A 20,044-nucleotide genomic window follows, 5' to 3' on the forward strand; every position below is an offset into this window, starting at 1 on the left:
CGACATGTGAGGACGCGGTCGAACGGCGCGGCCTACGGACGCACCGTTCGGCCACGCCCTCACCTTGGGTCGTCGAGTACGGCCTGTTGCGTCTGTCGAGGCGCGGAGGTTGCTCGGGGCAACCTCTCCTCTTCTAGCCGGCTACGAGCTGCTTGGCGCCCGCCTCGAACTCGGCCAGGTCGCCCGTCTCGCCCGCGCGGGCCGCGCGGCGGCCGAGGAAGAGCATGTAGAAGAGGAAGGCGGCGAGCGCGAGGGCGCCGATGCCGATCTTCACGAACCACGGCCACGGCGCGGGGGTGACGAAGCCTTCGATGATGCCCGAGACGAGCAGCACGAAGACGAGGCCGATCGCCACCGTGAACAGGGCGCGCCCGTTCTCGGCGAGCGACTGCCCGCGGGTCTTCGCGCCCGGGGCGACCCAGGCCCAGAAGATGCGGAGGCCCGCCGCGGCCGCCACGAAGATCGCGGTGAGCTCGAGCATCCCGTGCGGCAGGATGTAGAGGAAGAAGATGTCGCCGTGCTGGTACTCGAACATCACCGCCGCGTTCACGCCGAGGTTCTGCGCGTTCTGGAAGATGACCGAGGGCACGAAGATGCCGAGGATGCCGAAGGCGATGCACTGCGCCGCGATCCAGGCGTTGTTCGTCCAGACCTGGCCGGTGAACGACGCCGCGGGATTCTCGGAGTAGTAGTCGACGAAGTCCTCCTCCGCGAGCTTCTTCAAGTCCTCGTTCGATCCGAGGGCGGCGAGCACGGCCGGGTTCTGCGAGATCCAGATCGCGTAGAGGCTCGCGATGACGACCGTCGCCACCGCCACCGCCAGGGTGAGCCAGCGGATGCGGTACAGCGCCGCCGGGAGCTGGTTGGCGAAGAAGGTGGGCAGCTGGCGCAGGATGTTCGTGCCCGCGCCCGTGAACCGCAACCGCGCCCGGGAGAGCGCGACCGAGAGCCGGTCGCCCTGAGCGGTGGAACCCGCCACCGTCTTGATGGCCGAGAGCTGGGTCGACCCGGACTGGTAGCGCTCGATCAGTTCATCGGCCTCGCGCCCCGAGAACTCGCGCCGTCGGCCGAGTTCATCGAGACGATCCCATTCGTCTCGATGCGCGGCTGAGTAGGCGTCGAGGTCCATCTGCTTAAATGATATTCATGACGCAGCCGTTCGGGGTGGAAACCGGCGTTCGATCGAGCGCCGGCGCATCCGCCGTCTCGGCTCCGGGCGACGACGAGCTGCTCACCGGCGAGGCGGTGGCCCTCGACGTGCGGCCGGCGAGCTTCTTGCTGCGCAGCGCCAGCGGCGCCATCGACCTGGCGGTCTACCTCGGCTCGCTCCTGCTCGCCATCCTCGGCGTCACCAGTCTGCTCGCCGACTCCGGCATCGACCCTGCGCTCGGCCAGGCGCTCTCGCTCAGCCTTGTCGTGGCGTTCCTCGTCGTGGCGCCGGTCGTGGTCGAGGTCGCCTCCCGCGGCCGTTCGCTCGGCAAGCTCGCCATCGGCGCCCGCATGGTGCGCGACGACGGCGGTGCGATCTCGTTGCGGCACTCCGTCATCCGCGGCCTGCTCGGCTTCCTCGAGATCTACCTTACCCTCGGCATCCTCGCGTTCGTGGTGTCGCTGTTGAACGGCCGGTCGAAGCGGCTCGGCGACCTGCTCGCCGGTACTTACAGCCAGCACGAGCGGGTGCCGCGGCCGCTCCCGTTCTCGGCCACCATGCCACCCGAGCTCCTGGTGTGGGCGCAGACCGCCGACGTCGCGAAGCTGCCCGACCGGCTCTCCCGCCGCATCGTGCAGTTCCTCACCCAGGCCGACCGCATGACCCCGCAGACCCGCGAGCGCCTCGCGCAGGAGCTGGCACGGGAGGCGGCGCCGTTCGTGTCACCGCTGCCCAACGTGCATCCGCACGCGTTCCTGCTCGGGGTGTCGGTGATCCGACGCGACCGGGAGTACCGCGGACTCATGCTCGAACGCGAGCGGCTCGCCCGCGTCGACCCCATCCTCCGAGGTCTCCCGAACGGCTTCCCCGACCGCTGATCGAGGTCAGTAGCGGTAGTGGTCGACCTTGTACGGGCCCTCGACTGGCACGCCGATGTAGGCGGCCTGCTCGGGGCGGAGGGTGGTGAGCTCGACGCCGAGCGCGTCGAGGTGCAGTCGGGCCACCTTCTCGTCGAGATGCTTCGGCAGCACGTACACGCCCACCGGGTACTTCTCCGGCGTCGCGAAGAGCTCGATCTGCGCCAGCACCTGGTTGGTGAACGAATTGCTCATGACGAACGACGGATGCCCGGTGGCGTTGCCGAGGTTCATCAGCCGCCCTTCCGACAGCACCAGCACGCTGCGGCCGTTCGGCAGCCGCCACTCGTGCACCTGCGGCTTGATCTCGACCTTCACGGCTCCCTCGACGCGCGCGAGCCCGGCCATGTCGATCTCGTTGTCGAAGTGACCGACGTTGGCGATGATGGCGAGGTGCTTCATGGCCAGGATGTCCTCCACCCCGATCACGTTCACGTTGCCGGTGCCGGTGACGAAGATGTCGACCTCGCCCACGACCGACGACAGCCGAGCGACCTGGAACCCGTCCATCGCCGCCTGCAGCGCGCAGATCGGGTCGACCTCGGACACGATCACGCGCGCGCCCTGGCCGCGTAGCGCCTCGGCGGCGCCCTTGCCCACGTCGCCGTAGCCGACGACGAAGGCGACCTTGCCGCCCATCAGCACGTCGGTGGCGCGGTTCAGGCCGTCGGGCAGCGAGTGCCGGATGCCGTACTTGTTGTCGAACTTCGACTTCGTGACCGAGTCGTTCACGTTGATGGCGGGGAAGAGCAGCTGCCCGGCCGCGGCGAGCTCGTAGAGGCGGTGCACGCCTGTGGTCGTCTCCTCCGAGACACCGCGGATGTCGGCGGCGATGCGCGTCCACCGGCCCGGGTCGTTCGCGAGCGAGTCGCGCAGCACGCCCAGCACGATGCGGTACTCGTCGCTGTCGTCGGCCGTGGCATCCGGCACCCGGCCCGCTGCCTCGAACTCGACGCCCTTGTGCACCAGGAGGGTGGCGTCGCCACCGTCGTCGAGGATCATGTTCGGGCCGGTGAACGACGCACCGGCGGCCGCCGCCTCGGTCGACCAGTCGAAGGCGCGCTCGGTGCACCACCAGTACTCCTCGAGCGTCTCGCCCTTCCAGGCGAACACCGGCACACCGGCCGGCGACTCGACCGATCCGTGCGGGCCGACGACGACCGCGGCCGCCGCTTCGTCCTGCGTGGAGAAGATGTTGCAGCTCACCCAGCGCACCTGCGCGCCGAGAGCAACGAGCGTCTCGATCAGCACGGCGGTCTGCACCGTCATGTGCAGCGAACCCATGATGCGCGCCCCGGCCAGCGGCTGGGTGGGCCCGAACTCCTCGCGCAGGGCCATGAGGCCCGGCATCTCGTTCTCGGCGAGGCGGATCTGGTGCCGGCCGGCTTCGGCGAGCGCGAGATTCGCGACTCGGTAGGGCACGGACACGGCGGTGGGGGAAGCGATGCTCATGCCTCCATTGTCGCAGACCGCGCGGCGGGGCGGCCGGATGCTCGTGGAGTTGTCAGCCCTGCGCGCCGGCGCCTGGGCGCAGGCTCACTCGACGTAGACGTGCCGCATGACCTGCCAGCCCTGCGGGGCGGAGAGCCGGTCGGTGTGCCGTTCGCAGAGGTCGTAACTGTGCGGTTCTGGCAGCGGGCTCAGCGGGCCGACGACGATCAGCGAATCGGCGTAATCGTAGGTGAGGGTCGTCGTGGCCTCACCGCGGCAGGAGGGCCGCGAGCATTCCCTGGTCGTCATCGGTTCCACTCTAAGCGCGGCTCCCGTGCGCATCCGGTCACCCGCACCCCGTGTCGCCGCTCGGCCGTAGACTTGAGGCATGGCTCGTTCTCGCAGGGCGCCGCGGGCGGCGACGATCCGGGCCCGCACCCGCAACCGGCACGGGCGCGATCTGCGCTCCTCGGCCGCCGGCCCCCACCTGCCGTTCCTCCGGTCGCGCATCGACCTCTTCGATCAGACCGTCGCCTCCACGGCCGAGTACCTGCGGAGCATGTGGCCGAACGAGCTGGCGAACGTGAGCTTCGAGGTGGCCACGATGCCGTTCGGGCAGTTCGGTTCGCCCGACCATGTCGACCGCTGGTCGGTGACGAAGAACCGCGTGATCATGTTCCGTCTGCCGATCGAGCGGATGTCTCGGCTGCACCGCGACGACGAGGTGCACCGTCGGCTCGCGATCGAGTCGTGCGTGTTCCGGGCCGTCGCCGAGTTGCTCGGCAAGGACCCCTGGGATCTGGCGCCGGACCGGTTCCACCACTTCTGAGCGCACGGGACGCGCTGCAGCCTTCTACGGGTAGACGACGATGGGCGCCGCTGCCGGGTTCGGCGGCACGATCGGGTACGACGACGAGAAGCCGGGACCGAACTCGGTCACGGCCGCCGACACCGGTGCCGAGCTCGTGACGGTGTAGGACTCCCCCGCGGTGAGCGGCACATAACGCGCACCGGGCACGATGATGACGTCTTGCACGACGCCGCCGACGGTGGTGAGGGTGACCGCGACATCCGCCCCCGTGGTGTTCACGATGTGCAGGCGCGGGTTCGGGCCGTCGGCGGTGGCGACGAAGAACGTCGGCCCGAGCGGCCGCACCGCCTGGTACCAGGCGAAGTCGAGGGCGTCGTTCGCGATGGTGGAGGTGCGGGCACCCGTGACGAGCGGCTGGTCGCTCTCGATCTCGACGGTGTAGATGCCGTCGGGGACGTCCTGCAGCGGGAACTCGGTGACGACCTGCGGGGTGAGCCCAACTTGGTACTCGGTCTGGAGGCCGCCCGTCTTCTCCTCGGAGATCCGCACGGTGACCGACGCGGGGTCGGTCCCGGGCACGAACAGGCGCAGCACGCTCTGCAGGTCGGTCGCGTCCGGACTGCCGAGGCGCTCGGCGATGGTCGAGGTGCCGGCCACCTGCACGCCGGTGATCGTCTGCGAGGTGGCGGGTGGCGCGGTGGGGCCGGCCATCTCGACGCCACCGGCTTCGAGGCCGCGCACGACGCTCTGCTGCACGGCTGCGTACACCGCACCGACGGAGCTCTCGACGTGGATGACGGGCGCCGCGAGATCGGGCGCGAGACCGGCGAGGGAGAGGATGCGCGTGGAACGTGCGGGCACGTCGAGGTTCTTGGCACCGGGCGACTCGACGGCGCCGGCATCGCCGAAGATCGAGAGGTTGACGACCGCGGGCACGTCGCCCGGGTTCGACAGCAGCACGAAGCTCGTCCGCCCGACCGTGGTGGCGCCGGCGACGAGCCAGCTGTCGGAGTCGGCCTCGCCGCACGCGGTGGCGGCGTAGCCGACGAGATCGCCCGACGCGATGGTCTGCGATTGCACGGCGCCGAACAGGGCGTCGTCCGCGGTCTCCGCGGCGGGCAGGGCGATGCGGGCGGGCGCGGTGCCGTCGGAGGAGATGACGTCGTCGGGTGAGGCGAGCGCGCTGCGCTCGAGCACCTCGGCTCCGCCCGTGGCTGACGCGACCACCGTCGCGGAGCCGACACCCGAGATGGCGGTCGCATCCTGACCGGTGTCGTCGGAGAGGCGCACGAGCGGCCCGGTGCAGGCCCGCACCGAGTCGGCCGGCGCCGGATCGACGGTGAAGGAAGCGGGCGTGGCGGTCACGGTGGGCAACGGGAGGGCGAGCGCGGCACCCGCGGCCACGACCGCAGCGGCGGCCACGACGACTCCGGTGACGACGCGGGCTCCGGTGGCGAGCAGTCGGCGGTCAGCGGCCATCGGTGCGGCCCTCCTCGTCGTGCGCGATGGCGTCGCGCACACTGATCACGGTCTCGTCGTTCGGATCGTAGTCGTCGAGCTCCGGTCGCAGCCCCGTCGTCTCATCGGGCGCAGCAGATTGGCCGGGCACAGCCGTCTCATCGGGCACGGTCCCCTCGTCGGGCACGGCCACCTCGTCGGGCACGGTGGCCTCGACGGGCACGCTCGTCTCGATCAGCGGATCGACGCCGGGCGGTTCGAGCTCGTCGTCCGCTTCGGCCGTCGTCACGGTCTCCACCACGATGGGCTCCGCCGTAGGCGCCGGCTCCTCTGCAGCAGCGGGCTCCTCCGCGGCAGCGGGCTCCTCCGCGGCAGCGGGCACCTCCGCGGCCTCGGCATCGGCGACGTCACGCTCCTCGACGACCTCGAGTGCCTCGGGTTCTTCCCCCACGGGCACGTCGTCGTCGAACTCGTCGAGCTTCTCCTCGGCCAGCTCTTCTTCGACCGAATCGGCGGGGGCGACGTGGGCGGTGGCGCTCACCGCTCGGTTGCCCTGCACCTGCAGCCGGCCGGCCGGGAGGGCGAGCAGCAGCGCCACGCCGAACACGAAGCCCTGGATCACGAGCACGAGCACTCCGAGCGGCGTTCCCGTGTTCGTGGGCACCGGCACCGGCAGGCTCGCGGGCGTCTCCTGCCCGGCCACCTGCCAGAGTTCGCCCACCGAGGTCTTCCCGATGAAGGTCAGCTGGGCGTTGCTGCCCAGCGCCTTCGAGGCCCGCGCGGCGATGGTGTCGGCCGCGGCGCCCGCCTGTGCGGGTTCGGCCGGCTCGAGCAGCACGAAGGCGACGCCGAGGCCGGTCAGCGTCGTGGCGATGTCGGCGGTGCCGACGGATGCGGCGTTGCCGGTGAGCGAGGCCAGTGCGGTCCGGGCATCCGTCGTCACACCGGCGAATGCCGAGGTCGAGGCCAGGGTGGACTGCTGGTTGAGGGTGGCGCCCGCACCGTGCACCACGTTCGCCGCGAGGCCGCCATCGGCCTGCGGCTCGAGCACGAGCGTGCCCACCCGGGGCGTGCTGGACGCCTCGGCCGTCACGTACGCGGGCAACGAACGGCCACTGCCCGGCGCGACCTCTGCGGTGCCGAAGAGCACGCCGAGACCCATCGGCAGCGCCACGATCCCGACCGCCACCGACGCGATCACCGCCGGAAGCGCGGCGAGGCGCGGCAGCGCGGCGAGCCCGAGGATGGCAGCGCCCGAGAGGCCCAGCCAGTACAGGCTGAGGCCCGAGCCCGGCCAGATCGCCACCGCCTGCGATCCGCTGGTGGCGAGGGCGAGCTGCCCGGCGGCGACCGCGGTCGCGAAGCCGAGGATCGCCACGACGACCGCGAACACGGCGCGGTAGGAGCCGGGGAGGAAGAGCGAAGCGAGCGCCAGCAGCCCCAGCGGGACGGCGAGGAGGCCCAGCACGAGCAGCACCACCCCCGCGTCGACGCCGTAGGTGCCGGCGAGCGACTCCCAGCCCGCGAGACCGGTCTGCGGCAGCCCGATCAGCAGATCGACGACCGGCACCGGCGGCCGCCAGTTCGGCAGCCCGGGGTCGGCGAGCACCGCGAGCGGTGTGCCGCGCTGGAACTGGTTCCAGGCCAGCGGGCCGAACAGCACCAGGGCCGGCACGGGGATGCCGATGAGGCGCGCCACGTTGCGCCGGCTCGCCACGGTCGCGACCAGCCACAGCACGATCAGGGCCGGCCAGAGCGAGGGCGCGACGGCGAGGACGCCCGCGAACAAGATCGACGCGATGGCCGACGCCGACCACGACTTGGGGGCGGAGAGACCTGCCAGCACGAGCCAGGGCAGCAGCAGGTGCGCGAGCACCGGGCCGATCATGCCGGAGTCGAGGGCACCGAGGAAGGGCGGCGCCAGCACCCAGAGCACGGCGGCGGCGGTGCGCAGCACCGGCCGCTCGGTGAGATGCGCCGCGCAGAACCAGGCGGCGAGCGCCGCGAGTGGCAGCGCGACGAGGTAGAGACAGACGATCGCGAACGAGGGCGACCAGAAGGTGATCGAGCCGAGCACGGCGAGCACGGTGGCGAACGGGTCGGCGGCCCCCACGAAGCCGAGACCGATGTCGCGGAACCCGGTGCCGATCTGACTCCAGAGCCCGCCCACGGTGGTCTCGAGCGGCAGGGCTCCGCCGCCGGTCATCGCCGCCGCGCCGAACACCGGGAGGAAGACGATGAACCCGATCAGGGCCACGACGAGCACCGTTGCCACGCCGCCGCTGGAGATGAACTGGATGCGGTCCCGCGATCCGCGCAGGTAGGTCAGCGCGATCTCGCGCTGCAGCGACCGCCGGCGGCGCACCTCGTCGCCCGGCATCCGGAGCGGCGCGATCGCCTTCCAGCCCACCCGTTTGGCCGCCTTGAGCCGCCGGCGCGACTCGCCGATCTTCGATCCGAACGCCGTCTTGAACGCGGCGGCGAACTCGCCGCCGATGGCGCCGGGCTGCTTGCGCACCAGCTGGTAGAGCGAGCGCACCACGGCGAGTGGCACGAGCGAGAGCCAGTGGAACACGACCGCGAACGGCGGCGCGTAGACCAGCCGGCGGTGCAACTGGGCGGCGCGACGCGCGGTCTGCCGCTTGCGGCGGGCACTGCCCCGGATCGAGCGCCCGGGGCCGGAGAAGCCGTCGCCGTCGGTGGCGAGCCGCGCGGCCGGCACGGCGAGCACGCGGTGCCCGGCCAGGCGAACGCGGATGGCGAAGTCGAGTGCGTTGTCGGCCGTGGGGAGCGCCGGGTCGAAGCCGCCGACCTCGTTCCAGACGGTGTGCCGCACGAGGAGGCCGGCCGCCCCCATCCCGAGCACGTCGCTCATGCGGTCGTGCTGCGCCTGGTCGAGTTCGGTCTCGACGAGGGGAACGCTCGCGCCGAACCGGGTGATGGTCTCGCCGAACTCCGCGATGTAGGCCGTGTCGTCCCACTCGGTCTGCTTCGGGCCTGCGGCGGCGACCGAGGGGTTCACCTCGACGGCCGCGAGCAGCGCCGCCAGGGCGTCGGGGGCGGGGGCGGAGTCGTGGGCGAGCAGCCAGAGCCACTCGTTCTCCGACGACGGCGGGGGCGCCACACCGAGGGCGTGGGCGACGGCGGTTCCGAAACTCAGCCGGGTGGATGCGGAGATGAAGCGGGTGGGCAGGGCGGCGGCGAGCAGTGCGGCCGAGTTGTCGGTGGATGCGCAGTCGACGACGACCAGCGCATCCGGCGCTCTGGTCTGCGCCGCGATGGCCTCGAGGGTTCGCGGAAGGTGTTCGGCGCCGTTCGAGGCGACGAGGACGGCAGTGACTCGGGCGTGCATCGCAACGACTCTAAGCGCGGCCGTCACCATTCATCGTCAGCGCTCCGGCGTGCCGGGCTTCTTATGAATCGCGTGTGAACGCGGTCACACGGCTTTCTTGCGCAGCTTGCGGCGCTCGCGCTCGCTCAGGCCACCCCAGATGCCGAACCGCTCGTCGTTGGCGAGCGCGTACTCGAGGCACTGCGCCTTGACCTCGCACGAGGTGCAGATGCGCTTGGCGTCGCGAGTGGAGCCGCCCTTCTCCGGGAAGAACGCCTCGGGATCGGTCTGCGCGCACAGGGAGTCGGCCTGCCAGGCGAGCGGATTCTCCTCCGCGTCAGGCTGACGGACACCGGGAACGCCGAGGTTGACCGGGTCGATGAACCAGTCGTCCGGAACGCCCGAGCGATAGTCTGACATTGCCATATCACGCTCCACCCTCTGAACCACTCTGCGACCTGCCGAAAACCCCGTTCCCTAATTACATCGGTGTAGTTCGCTCACGTCAAGTCGCAGATCGTAAACCCTCAACCGGCCGTGGAGGGTTGCGACACGGCACGGCAGCCGTCAGTTCGCCTCGACTTTTCTCGGTGATCGTCGATATCCTGCCAGCATGTTGCGAAAAGTCGTTCTGCTGGCCATCCCCGGGGTCGCCCCGTTCGAGTTCGGCGTCGTCTGCGAGGCCTTCGGCATCGACCGCTCCGAGCACGGCGGCCCCGTCTTCGACTTCACCATCGTCGCCGCCGAGCCGGGTCCGGTGCCCACCAGCATGGGCTTCGACATGACCATTCCCAACGGGCTGGCCGCGGCCGCCGACGCCGACCTCGTGTGCGTGCCGGCGCACGACATCGACAGCGACGTGCATCCGGCCATCGCCGCGGTGATCCAGGATGCGGCGGCCCGAGGCGCGTGGCTCCTCAGCGTCTGCAGCGGCGCCTTCACCCTCGCCAAGGCGGGCGTGCTCTCGGGCCGGTCGGCCACCACCCACTGGATGCACGCCGACCGCCTCGCCCGCGAGTTCCCCGACATCGAGGTCGACGCCGACGTGCTCTTCGTGGAGGACGGCCGCATCATCACGAGCGCCGGCACCGCGGCGGGCATCGACGCCTGCCTCCACCTCATCCGCTCGGAGCTCGGCGCCGCCGCGGCGAACGTGGTGGCGCGGCGCATGGTGGTGCCCCCGCAGCGTGCGGGAGGGCAGGCGCAGTACATCGCCACCCCCATTCCGGCGAGCCAGAACGATTCCTTCGCCGAGGTCACCGACTGGATGCTCGAACACCTCGACCAGGAGCTCACCATCGACGACCTCGCGCGCCGCGCCCTGATGTCGCCGCGCACCTTCGCCCGCCGATTCAAGGCCGACCTCGGTGCGACGCCCGGCGCCTGGCTCAATCGCCAGCGTCTGCTGCGCGCGCAGATGCTACTTGAGGAGAGCGCGCTCGGCCTCGACGCGGTGGCCGCGGAGAGCGGCTTCGGCACCGCAGCGGTGATGCGCCACCACTTCGCGAAGACCCTCAACACCACGCCCGCGGCCTACCGCCGTGCCTTCAGCGTGCGCGCCCTCGCCTGAGGGTCAGCCGGTCAGCCCGTCAGCCCGTCAGCCCCTCAGCGGAGCGCGTGGCGCAGGAGCGCGCGACGCCCGGCCGGATCGTGCGCCCGCACAGCGGCCGGCAGCTCGCTCAGCGCGTTCAGGCGGGAGGTGAGGTGGTGGCGGGCCGCGCGAGCGGCACGTGGCCAGCCGAGCGCGCGCATCCGCTCTGCCGTCTCGTCGAACAGCCGTCGTTCCTCCGCGAACTTCGCCCCGTCGGGCCCCGTCACCGCGGAGACGCTGCCGGCGTGCCGTCGGTAGGAGAACACGATCTCGTCGTCGAGCAGCAACGAGCCGCCCGCCATCACGATCTCGAGCATGAGGTCGAGATCCTGCACCACGTCGTACCCCGGCCGGAAGCCGAATCGCCGCAGCTCGTCGCTCCGCCACGCGATCGACGGGAAGTAGGCCCAGTTGCCGCGCAGCAGGCTCGCCGCCAGACGCTCGCCCGCGTACAGTCGCGGCCCGTGGCCGCTGAAGCGCAGCAGCGCCTTCACCCGGTCGGCCAGCGGCCGGTGCACCACGCCCTCGGCGTCGATGACGTCGACCCCCGGCTGGATGATCGAGGCCTCAGGGTGCGCGCCCGCCAGTTCGCGCACGCGCTCCACGTAGCCCGGGTGCATCCGGTCGTCGCAGCCCATCAGCACCGCGCGGTCGGCCTCGATCAGCCGTACGCACTCACGGAAGTTGCCGCCGACGCCGAGGTTCGTGGCGTTGCGCCGGTAGTGCACGCGCGGGTCGTCGAGGGCGGCCGCCCACTCGCCGGGCGCCGGGTCGGGGTAGACGTCGTCGACGATGACGAGCCGCCACTCCGGATCGCGCTGCGCCAGCACGCTGTGCACCGCCTCCCGGAAATGGTCGAAGCGGCCGTAGAAGGGCATCATGATGTCGAGCGTCACGTGGGGTTCACCGCCTGGGGTTCGTCGGCGCGGCGGAGGCGGCCGCGCCAGCTGAGGTCTCGGGCGGCCTTCACCGAGCAGATCACGAGCAGCAGCCAGCCGTACTCCACCAGGATGAAGCTCTCGGCCATCGAGGTGGCGAGGAGCACGACGAGCACGAGCGCCGTCCAGAGGAAGACGATGCTCTTGCGTGCGGCCGCGAGCACCCAGGCGCGGCCGAAGGCGAGGCCCACGAAGCCCGCGAAGATCACGAACCCGACGAGCCCGGTCTGGAAGTACACGTCGACGAACGCGTTCAGCGCCGAGGTGTGCGAGCGGTTGCCGATCACGTCGAGCGCGAAGAACGGCGACACGCTCGGGCGCCAGAAGCCCGCCCAACCCCAGCCCTCGAGCGGGTTCAGCTCGATCAGGCGCCAGAGCTCCCGCCAGATCTCCAGGCGGTAGGTGAACTCGCGCCGGGTCGAGAGCACCTCGAGGATGCGGCCCCGGGTGAGGAAGGCGACGAGGAGCACGAGCAGCGACAGGGCGAGCAGGATGAAGTGCCAGCCGCGCCTCGTCTCGGGTGCCGCTCGGCGCAGCGCGAGGAGGATGAGCGCCGCCACCGCGGTGACGAGCGCCACGCCCACCGTGACCGGCGACCCGGAGAGCACCACCGACACCACCGCGACGACCAGGCTGTACACGGCCGTGCCGCGACGGATGGACCGGGTGGCGAACTCGACCGCGAAGGTGACGACGGCGATCAGGGCCACGAAGCCGAGAGCGTTCCTCGTGCCGAGCACGCCCTGGATCGGGCCCCCGAACGGCAGTCCACCGGTGATGCCGAGGAACCGGATCGGCACGTCGAGCAGCACGCCCGACACGATCTCGAGCACCAGCGAGAGGCTCAGCACGACCCGCAGCACGTCGCCGAGCGCCCGCACGATCTGGATGAGGTCGCGCACCACCGCGATGTAGACGCCGAGGAAGGCGTAGGCGAGCAGGTACGCGAGCCCGTTCCACGACGTCGAGGGGTACTTGCTCCAGACCAGGGTGATGACGCACCAGGTGAGGAAGACCAGGAGCGACACCGGGAGCAGCCCGTGCCAGTCGAGGTCGCGCCAGCGCCCGGCGAAGGAGAGCGCCGCGAACACGACGAGCGCGGCGACGATGCCGATGAGCCCGGGCCAGCCGAGCGTGGAGCGGATGAGGAACGACAGGAACGCGGTGGCCAGGATGCTCAGGGTGAGCGCCTTGACGAACCGGGTGTCGCCGAAGAACTCGACCACCCGGAGGGGGACGGCCGGGCGGCGGTGGGGCCGGTCGGGCAGCGCCGTCATCGGCGCAGCGCCGCCGTTCGGGCCGGGCCGGCCGTGCGCGCGAGGAGGGCGTCGGGGCGGCCGGCGCCGTTGGCGAGATCGATCGCGACGGCGCCGTGGTCGAGCTTCGACTTCACCGCGAACACCACGAGCAGTGCCCAGCCCGCCTCGGAGAGCATCCGGCTCTCGACGAAGCTCTGCGCGATCATGGCCGTGAGCACGAGTGCCGGGGCGAGGGTGAGCGCGACGTGCGCGATCGGGCGGCCGAACGCATCCAGGGGCCGCCCGACGGCGAACCACCAGCTGCGGTACCAGGTGCCCACCACCAGGGCGATGAACAGCACGAGCCCCACGACACCGAGCTGCAGCCACACGTCGAGCCAGGCGTCGTGCGCCTGTAGGTAGGTGACGCCCTTGCGCACCGCGAGGTCGTTGAACGGCTCCACCCACGGCGCCCAATAGCTGACCCAGCCCCAGCCGAAGGCGGGCCGTTGCGCGGCGAGCGAGGCCACGGCGTTCCAGATGTCGACGCGGCCGGTGAGGTCGTCGGACTTGCCGAACACGGCGAGGAGCTGCTGCCAGAAGGTGCTGACCAGCACGATCGCGCCGGCGGTGACGACCACGAGGCCGGCGAGCACGGCCATCCGCCTGCCCGGGCCGACACGACGGGCGAGCAGCAGCGCACCGAGCACCACGGCGGTGACGACGAGAGCACCGATGGCGGTGGCGGATCTCGTGAGCGCCAGCACCAGCACGGCGACGACGAGCCAGGCGATGGCGGGGTTCCGCCGCCGGAGGCCCTGGGCGAGCTGCACCCCCACCGTGATGAGCGCGAGCAGCGCCACGAAGGCGAGCAGGTTGCGGTTGCCCAGGATGCCTTGGATGGGGTCGCCCGTGAACAGTGCGCCCTGCGACCAGTAGAAGGCCTTCGGCACGGTCTGGCCGCTGTAGTCGGTCCAGAACGGGAGCACGGGCGCTCGCACGAACAGGGCGACGATCAATTCGAACAGCACCGACAGGCCGAGGATCCAGGTGAGCGCGCTCGAGAGGGCCGCGATCAGCTGCGGCCAGCTGAGCGCCGTGACGAGGAACAGCGCCCCGAGGGTGGTCGCCGCCTGAGCCAGCAGGCCGAGCGCGGTCGCGCCGGGGTAGAACGACCAGGCGAGCGACGCGACCGCGAGCAGGCCGAACAGCACGAGGGTGCGCGGTAGCCGCCAGATGGCGAGCTTCGACCAGAGCCGCCGCCGGGTCATCAGCACCGCCGCGAGCGCGGCGATCAGGGCGACCAGAGCCAGATAGCCCCACCAGCCGATCAGGTTGCGCCAGAAGTCGCCCGCGAACAGGGTGAACAGCATGAGCACCGCCAGCGCCCGGGCGGCGGCGTCGGTCGGGTAGCGCATGGCGTCGATCCTATCGAGCGCGACCGGCGGATCGCCCCGCTACACGAACGCGGCGAAGCCGGTGAGCGCGCGGCCGACGATGAGGGTGTTCATCTCCCGGGTGCCCTCGTAGGAGTAGAGCGCCTCGGCATCGGCGAAGTGGCGGGCCACGTCGTACTCGAGCACGATGCCGTTGCCGCCGAGCGCTTCGCGGCACCAGGCGACGGTCTCGCGCATCCGTGCCGTCGTGTAGGCCTTGGCGAGTGCGGAGTGCTCGTCGCGCTGCGTGCCGTCGTCGAGCATCTGCGAGACCCGCACCACCATGCCGAGGCTCGCGGTGATGTTGCCGATCGACTTCACCAGCAGGTCCTGCACGAGCTGGTGGCTCGCGATCGGCTTGCCGAACTGCACCCGCTCCTTCGTGTAGTGCAGCGCCGCCTCGTAGGCGCCCACCGAGTTGCCGACCGCCGCCCACGCGACCTCGGCACGGGTGAGCCGCAGCACCTTCGCGGTGTCGCGGAAGGAGTTGGCGTTCTGCAGGCGCAGGCTCTCCGGCACCCGCACGTCCTCGAGCGTGATGTCGGCGTTCTGCACGATGCGGAGGCTCTGCTTGCCCTCGATCTTGGTGGCCGTGTAGCCGGGGGTGTCGGTGGGCACGATGAAGCCCTTCACCTGCCCGTCGGCGGCGTCTTTCGCCCAGATCACGGTGATGTCGCTGAAGGTGGCGTTGCCGATCCAGCGCTTCGAGCCGTTCAGCACCCACTCGTCGCCGTCGCGGGTCGCGATCGTGCGGAGGCCCTGCGCCGAGTCGGAGCCGGACTGCGGCTCGGTGAGGCCGAAGGCGCCCACCACCTCGCCGCGGGCCATCTTCGGCAGCCACTCCGCGCGCTGCTCGGCCGACCCCGTCACACTGATCGCGCCCATCGCGAGACCGTTCTGCACGCCGACGAGGGTGGCGACGGATGCGTCGACCCGCGCCAGCTCGAGCGCCACGAAACCACGGAACACCGCCGAGTTCTCGAACGGCTTCGTCTCCTCCCAGGCGAAGCTGTACACGCCCCGGTCGGCGAGGCCCTTCACGATCTCGTGCGGGAAGGTCGCGTTCTCCCAGTGCTCGTTGACGATCGGCTTCACCTCGGCGGCCAGGTAGTCGCGCAGGCGCGCCAGCGCCTCGCGCTCCTGATCGGTGAGGAGGTTCTCGTAGCCGTAGAAGTCGCTGGCGAGGGGCTCGAAGGTCATGGCTGCTCCGTTGCGTGTTCGTTGTGGTGCGTGTTCGTGGTGGTGCGTGTTCGTGGTGGTGCGTGTCCGGTGGATCGGCGGGGCGAGCCTAGCGGCCGGTGTCGGGGCGGGCTCCGCCGCTTGGTAGTTTGGTCTAATCGTCCGGAAGCCGCCAGAGTCGACGCTTGTAGGTCGCTGCTAATCGGGCGCCCCAGCCCGGTCGTGAGAATGAGGTCAGATCAATGTTCGTTCCGATCGCCAACACCCCGCGTGACTACGCCTGGGGCTCCACCACCGCCATCCCGGAACTGCTCGGCACGCCCGAGACCGGAGATCCGCAGGCCGAGCTCTGGCTCGGTGCGCACCCGGGCAGCCCGAGCCGCGTGCTCGATCCCGCCCTCACCGGCGGCGCGGCCGACCTCGCCGCCTGGATCGCCGCCGACCCGGCCACGGCCCTCGGGCAGGGCGACACGCTGCCGTTCCTGCTGAAGATCCTGGCGGCCGCGCATCCGTTGTCGTTGCAGGCCCACCCCACGCTCGACCGCGCCCGGGAGGGCTTCGAGCGCGAGAACGCCGCCGGGGTTCCGCTCGCCGCGTCGAACCGCAACTACAAGGATGCGCTGCACAAGCCCGAGATCATCGTCGCCCTCAGCCCCACCTTCGATGCGCTGTGCGGCTTCCGCCCGCTCGCGGAGGTGCGCGAGATCGTCGACCTGCTGGTGATGATCGACGGCTCGCAGACCGCGCCGCGCTGGGAGCTCTACGGCCCGATGGTGCACCTGCTCGAAGACTCGGTGACCCTGCACGAGACGGATGAGCAGGTGCTCGAGTCGGTCGTGAAGTGGCTGCTGGAGGGCGGCCCCGAGGTGGAGGCGCTGATCGGGCACCTGGTGCGCACCACCGAGAAGGCGCTGCACCCGGCGCACGCGCACCTCACCGACCCGTACACCCCCTCGCTCGAGACCGTCGTGCAGCTGAACGAGGAGTACCCGGGCGACCCGGGCATCGTCATCTCGCTGCTGCTGAACCGGGTGACCCTGACCGCCGGGCAGGCGCTCTACCTGCCCGCCGGCAACGTGCACGCGTACCTCCGTGGGCTCGGCGTCGAGCTGATGGCCGCGTCGGACAACGTGTTGCGCGGCGGGCTCACGCCCAAGCACATCGACGTTCCCGAACTGCTCGACGTGCTCGACTTCGCGTCGTTGCCCGTCCCCTACCTCGTGCCCACGTCGCCCGTGCCGGGGCTGCAGCTGTTCCAGCCCGACGTCGACGACTTCGTGCTGGCCCGCATCACGGTGGGCGACGAGGTGCCGTCGGTCGCCTACCCGCCGCGCGGTGCGGCCATCGCGATCTGCGTCGCGGGCTCGGTCACCGTCGCCGGCGGCACGGGCTCCGTCACCCTCTCGCGCGGCGATGCGGTCTTCGTGACGCCACAGGAGGGCGAGCTCACGTTCACCGGCGCGGGCGAGCTCTTCCTGGCTGCCCCGGGCGAGTAGCCCGCCCGCCGTCGCCGCGTGCCGCGAGGGCTGCGCGGCGACGACGGAGCGCTTCCCCGATCAGTCGGACGAACATCCAGCGGGCGCGGAGGATGGCGGGGAGGCCCCGGATGCCGAGTGGCGTCTGGTTCGCGTCGTGCAGCCGGCGCTCCACCACGACCGCGTCGAGGTGCCGGATGCTCCGCCGCACGTTGCCCGTGATGGCGATCCACACGTCGTGCGACTCGCTGACGTACGCCGGGATGGGCAGGATGCCCCCCTCGATCGCTTCCCGCCGGAACCCCATCGCGCAGCCGAAGTAGGGCCGGTAGCCGATCATGATGGCGAACAGGTTCAGCAGGTGCTGCCGTGAGGTGGCCGCCCGGAGCGGCGGGTACCACAGACGTGCACCCGCGCGCCCGAGGATGGAGTGGTTGCCGGCCACCACGAGGGAGCGCTGCAGCCCGTCGATCATGGCCTCGTGCCGCCCAGGAGTCCACACGTCGTCCTGATCGGAGAGGAAGACGTAGCGGCCCCGGGCGCGCCGGATGGCCGCCTCGAACGCCCGCACGTAGCCGGCGTTCTCGTTGGTGCGCGTGACGAACACGCGCGACTCCCCCAGCCGGTCGATGGTCGCGACGATCACCGCCATCGTGTCGTCGGGCGAGCAGTCGTCCACGATCACGAGCTCGTCGTCGGGCCCGAGCTGCGCCACGATCGACTCGATCTGCTCGGCCACGTAGGCCGAACCGCGGTAGGTGGCCATGCAGACGCTGGCTCGGATGTCGTCGCTCACGAGGTCTCCTTCCGGGGCCGGGGCCGCAGGGCGAAGTAATGCACGACGAGCCCGGCGACGGGCCCGATCAAGAGGCTCAGCACCGCGCGCAGCTCGAGGTCGAGCGGGAGCAGCAGGATGAGGACGGCCAGCACGGTCGCGGCGATCCAGCCGAGCGAGAAGGCACGGTGCTTGTCGACGGCGAGGCAGAGGGCGCCGGTGAGGGTGACGAGGGCGAGCATCCCGGCCGCGATCACGAGGCCCGCGATCGTCCACGGCCCCACGTAGTAGTCCTCGCCGTAGACCAGCACGAGCAGCCACGGCCCGAGCAGCGCCCCCAGGATCGCGCCCACCACGGCGATCAGCGCCAGCAGCCGGGCCACCGGCGCCAGCGCGCGCAGCCCGGCCGAGCGGTTGTTGACGAAGTGCGCGATCGCGACGCCCTGGTACGCGTTGAGAGGGATGAGCAGCGGGGCGCGGGTGAAGGTGATCGCGACCAGCAGCGGCGCGGCGAGCACGTAGGCGTCGTGCGACGAGGTGAGGCTGAGGATGACCGGGAAGCCCACCACGAGCACCGCACTCGATCCCGACGCGAGGCAGGCGTGTCCGACGCGTCGCAGGAAGTCGCGGAGCCCCGCATCCGCTCGCGCGCCGGCCGCCGATCGGAGCGTCGGTGAGAACAGCAGCCCCACGAGCCACGCCACCGTCGACGCGCTCGCGGCGACCGCGAACCCGGCGACCGATGCGGCCACCACCGCCGCCACCACGACCAGGAGGATGCGCAGCAGCGAGTCGCCGATCACGAGCCGCACGTAGGTCGGCCACTGCAACCGCCCGCCGAGGATGCCGACGATGGTGGCGTGCCCCGCGTAGAGCGCCACCCCGCAGCCGAGCGGCAACGCGAGGAACGCGGTGCCCGGTGTGAGCACGAGCGGCCCCCACCAGAAGCTCGTTGCCCAGAGCAGCAGGCCGAGCACGACGCCCACCCCGAGCCCCACCGGGAGCATCCGCGGTTCGTGTCGCTCGGCCGCCGGTCGGGGGTCGCGGTCGCTCGCGTGCACCGCCCGGGTGGTCTCTGACGAGAGGCCGCCGAGGATGCCGAAGAACGCGAACAGCAACGACCAGAAGGTGAGGAAGAGCGTGGCGTCGGGCTTGTCGAGCACCTTCGGCACGATGATGACGACCGCGAAGCCCACGCCCGCCGACACCAGCGAGGCCGCCCCGACGCCGACGAAGGAGCGCCGCCCGATGGTGGGTGCGTGCGCCCCCGAGTCGTCGCCCGGCTGTGTCTCCGCGGGCGAATCCGTCATGGGGTGCAAGCATAGTAGTCGCTCCCGAGGATGCACCGCGGGGCGGAGAGGTGCGTGTGAGCGACGTCGTCGCGGCGGTGGTGACCGCATTCCGGCCCGGTTCGCGGCTGGTGCCGCTGGTCACGAGCCTCGTCGCGCAGGCCGAGCGCGTGGTGGTGGTCGACGACGGCAGCGGGCCGGCTGCCGACGCGCTGCTGGCACAGGCCGCCGCGGCCGGCGCCGAGGTGGTGCGGCACGACACGAACCGCGGGATCGCCGCCGCCCTCACCACGGGCATCGCCGCTGCCCGCTCCGCGACCGCGACGCCCGTCACCGCCGTGCTGACCTTCGACCAGGACTCCGCGGTCGACGCCGGCTTCGTGGCCCGCCTCGACGCCACGGCCCGGGATGCGCGCGCCGCCGGGCTCCGGGTCGGCCTCGTCGCGCCCGCCGGCGTCGAGGGCCTCCCCTCCCCCGCTACGGGCTACGACCGCGGGTTCGCGCTCGGCGGCACGCCCATCCAATCGGGTCTCTACATTCCCGTCGACACCCTCGACCGCGTCGGCGCCTTCGCCGAGCCGCTCTTCATCGACGGCGTCGACACCGACTACGCCCTGCGCGTGCACCGAGCCGGTCTCGCGGTCGTGCTCGCCACCGGCACGACCCTCGGGCACAGCCTCGGCGATCGCTTCACCCCCACCCTGTTCGGCCGCCCGGTGCGTCTCGGTGGCCGGCCGCTCGCCCTCGTCGTGAGCAAGCCGTTCCGCTACTACTACCTCCTCCGCAACCGGGTGCTGCTGAACCGGATGCACGGCCGCCGCAACCGCGCCTGGTCGGTGCGCGAGACCCTCGCCGACCTGCGGCACTGTGCCATCGTGCTCGTCGTGGCACCCGGTCGGCTGCGCCGGCTCCGGGCGATGATCGCGGGCATCCGCGACGGCTGGGCCGGCCGCGCCGGGCGCATCCCGGCCGCGCTGGAAAGCCGGATCGCCGGGCGCTGACACCCGGGCTCCCGAAGGCCCAGT

Annotated in this window: 17 protein-coding genes; 5 read left to right on the forward strand and 12 right to left on the reverse strand. The window is 71.4% G+C overall.

Features of this window, described 5'->3' with window-relative positions; all coding sequences use genetic code 11:
• Positions 1-133: 133 nt before the first annotated feature.
• Positions 134-1,129: a stage II sporulation protein M gene (locus AC3WLB_RS11295; RefSeq protein ID WP_492505981.1), complete on the reverse strand. Its 996-nt coding sequence runs from the start codon at positions 1,127-1,129 to the stop codon at positions 134-136.
• Positions 1,130-1,146: 17 nt separating this feature from the next.
• Between AC3WLB_RS11295 and AC3WLB_RS11300 the strand changes: the two genes are divergently transcribed.
• On the forward strand, positions 1,147-2,028 hold the full coding sequence (locus tag AC3WLB_RS11300; protein WP_492505983.1) for an RDD family protein: 882 nt from the start codon (positions 1,147-1,149) through the stop codon (positions 2,026-2,028).
• A gap of 6 nt (positions 2,029-2,034) precedes the next feature.
• Here AC3WLB_RS11300 and ahcY read toward each other — a convergent pair whose 3' ends face one another.
• Together ahcY and AC3WLB_RS11310 are read right to left on the reverse strand one after the other, a co-directional pair.
• Positions 2,035-3,519 (reverse strand): adenosylhomocysteinase, encoded by a 1,485-nt coding sequence (gene ahcY, locus AC3WLB_RS11305; protein ID WP_492505985.1) that lies wholly within the window; start codon positions 3,517-3,519, stop codon positions 2,035-2,037.
• An 84-nt stretch (positions 3,520-3,603) separates the two neighbouring features.
• On the reverse strand, positions 3,604-3,807 hold the full coding sequence (locus tag AC3WLB_RS11310; RefSeq protein ID WP_022895392.1) for a DUF3499 family protein: 204 nt from the start codon (positions 3,805-3,807) through the stop codon (positions 3,604-3,606).
• 79 nt (positions 3,808-3,886) lie between these two features.
• Between AC3WLB_RS11310 and AC3WLB_RS11315 the strand changes: the two genes are divergently transcribed.
• Positions 3,887-4,327: a metallopeptidase family protein gene (locus AC3WLB_RS11315; protein WP_022895393.1), complete on the forward strand. Its 441-nt coding sequence runs from the start codon at positions 3,887-3,889 to the stop codon at positions 4,325-4,327.
• 24 nt (positions 4,328-4,351) lie between these two features.
• Here the strand turns inward: AC3WLB_RS11315 and AC3WLB_RS11320 are convergent, their stop codons facing one another.
• The 3 genes from AC3WLB_RS11320 to AC3WLB_RS11330 form a co-directional block, all read right to left on the reverse strand.
• The gene (locus AC3WLB_RS11320; protein WP_492505987.1) at positions 4,352-5,788 is read right to left on the reverse strand and encodes a DUF5719 family protein; all 1,437 of its coding nucleotides are present in this window, start codon (positions 5,786-5,788) and stop codon (positions 4,352-4,354) included.
• On the reverse strand, positions 5,778-9,119 hold the full coding sequence (locus AC3WLB_RS11325; RefSeq protein WP_492505989.1) for a glycosyltransferase: 3,342 nt from the start codon (positions 9,117-9,119) through the stop codon (positions 5,778-5,780). The genes AC3WLB_RS11320 and AC3WLB_RS11325 overlap by 11 nt, the downstream gene beginning before the upstream one ends.
• Before the next feature lie 84 nt (positions 9,120-9,203).
• Positions 9,204-9,524 (reverse strand): WhiB family transcriptional regulator, encoded by a 321-nt coding sequence (locus AC3WLB_RS11330; RefSeq protein WP_083890240.1) that lies wholly within the window; start codon positions 9,522-9,524, stop codon positions 9,204-9,206.
• Between the two features lie 187 nt (positions 9,525-9,711).
• On the opposite strand from AC3WLB_RS11330, the gene AC3WLB_RS11335 reads away from it, so the two are divergent.
• Entirely contained in the window at positions 9,712-10,668 is a 957-nt protein-coding gene (locus tag AC3WLB_RS11335) for a GlxA family transcriptional regulator (RefSeq protein ID WP_492505992.1), read from the forward strand.
• Between the two features lie 35 nt (positions 10,669-10,703).
• Here the strand turns inward: AC3WLB_RS11335 and AC3WLB_RS11340 are convergent, their stop codons facing one another.
• Genes AC3WLB_RS11340 through AC3WLB_RS11355 form a run of 4 tightly spaced genes read right to left on the reverse strand, consistent with a single transcriptional unit; the run spans position 10,704 to position 15,501 of the window.
• Entirely contained in the window at positions 10,704-11,585 is an 882-nt protein-coding gene (locus AC3WLB_RS11340; protein WP_492505994.1) for a glycosyltransferase family 2 protein, read from the reverse strand.
• Entirely contained in the window at positions 11,582-12,904 is a 1,323-nt protein-coding gene (locus AC3WLB_RS11345) for an O-antigen ligase family protein (protein ID WP_492505996.1), read from the reverse strand. Before AC3WLB_RS11345 ends, AC3WLB_RS11340 begins: the two co-directional genes overlap by 4 nt.
• Positions 12,901-14,283, reverse strand: coding sequence for an O-antigen ligase family protein (locus tag AC3WLB_RS11350; RefSeq protein WP_492505998.1), 1,383 nt, complete (start codon positions 14,281-14,283; stop codon positions 12,901-12,903). Before AC3WLB_RS11350 ends, AC3WLB_RS11345 begins: the two co-directional genes overlap by 4 nt.
• 39 nt (positions 14,284-14,322) lie before the next feature.
• On the reverse strand, positions 14,323-15,501 hold the full coding sequence (locus tag AC3WLB_RS11355) for an acyl-CoA dehydrogenase family protein (RefSeq protein WP_492506000.1): 1,179 nt from the start codon (positions 15,499-15,501) through the stop codon (positions 14,323-14,325).
• 221 nt (positions 15,502-15,722) lie between these two features.
• Between AC3WLB_RS11355 and manA the strand changes: the two genes are divergently transcribed.
• Positions 15,723-16,976, forward strand: coding sequence for a mannose-6-phosphate isomerase, class I (gene manA / locus AC3WLB_RS11360; protein WP_022897775.1), 1,254 nt, complete (start codon positions 15,723-15,725; stop codon positions 16,974-16,976).
• Here the strand turns inward: manA and AC3WLB_RS11365 are convergent.
• Both AC3WLB_RS11365 and AC3WLB_RS11370 read right to left on the reverse strand, forming a co-directional pair.
• Positions 16,933-17,751 carry a glycosyltransferase gene (locus tag AC3WLB_RS11365; RefSeq protein ID WP_492506002.1) on the reverse strand — a complete coding sequence of 273 codons (819 nt, stop codon included), beginning with the start codon at positions 17,749-17,751 and terminating at the stop codon, positions 16,933-16,935. The genes manA and AC3WLB_RS11365 overlap by 44 nt on opposite strands.
• On the reverse strand, positions 17,748-19,040 hold the full coding sequence (locus tag AC3WLB_RS11370) for a polysaccharide biosynthesis protein (RefSeq protein WP_492506004.1): 1,293 nt from the start codon (positions 19,038-19,040) through the stop codon (positions 17,748-17,750). The genes AC3WLB_RS11365 and AC3WLB_RS11370 overlap by 4 nt, the downstream gene beginning before the upstream one ends.
• Before the next feature lie 56 nt (positions 19,041-19,096).
• On the opposite strand from AC3WLB_RS11370, the gene AC3WLB_RS11375 reads away from it, so the two are divergent.
• Positions 19,097-20,020, forward strand: coding sequence for a glycosyltransferase (locus AC3WLB_RS11375; RefSeq protein ID WP_492506006.1), 924 nt, complete (start codon positions 19,097-19,099; stop codon positions 20,018-20,020).
• Positions 20,021-20,044: the final 24 nt, after the last annotated feature.

This window comes from Herbiconiux sp. FW305-C-125 (assembly GCF_058783455.1).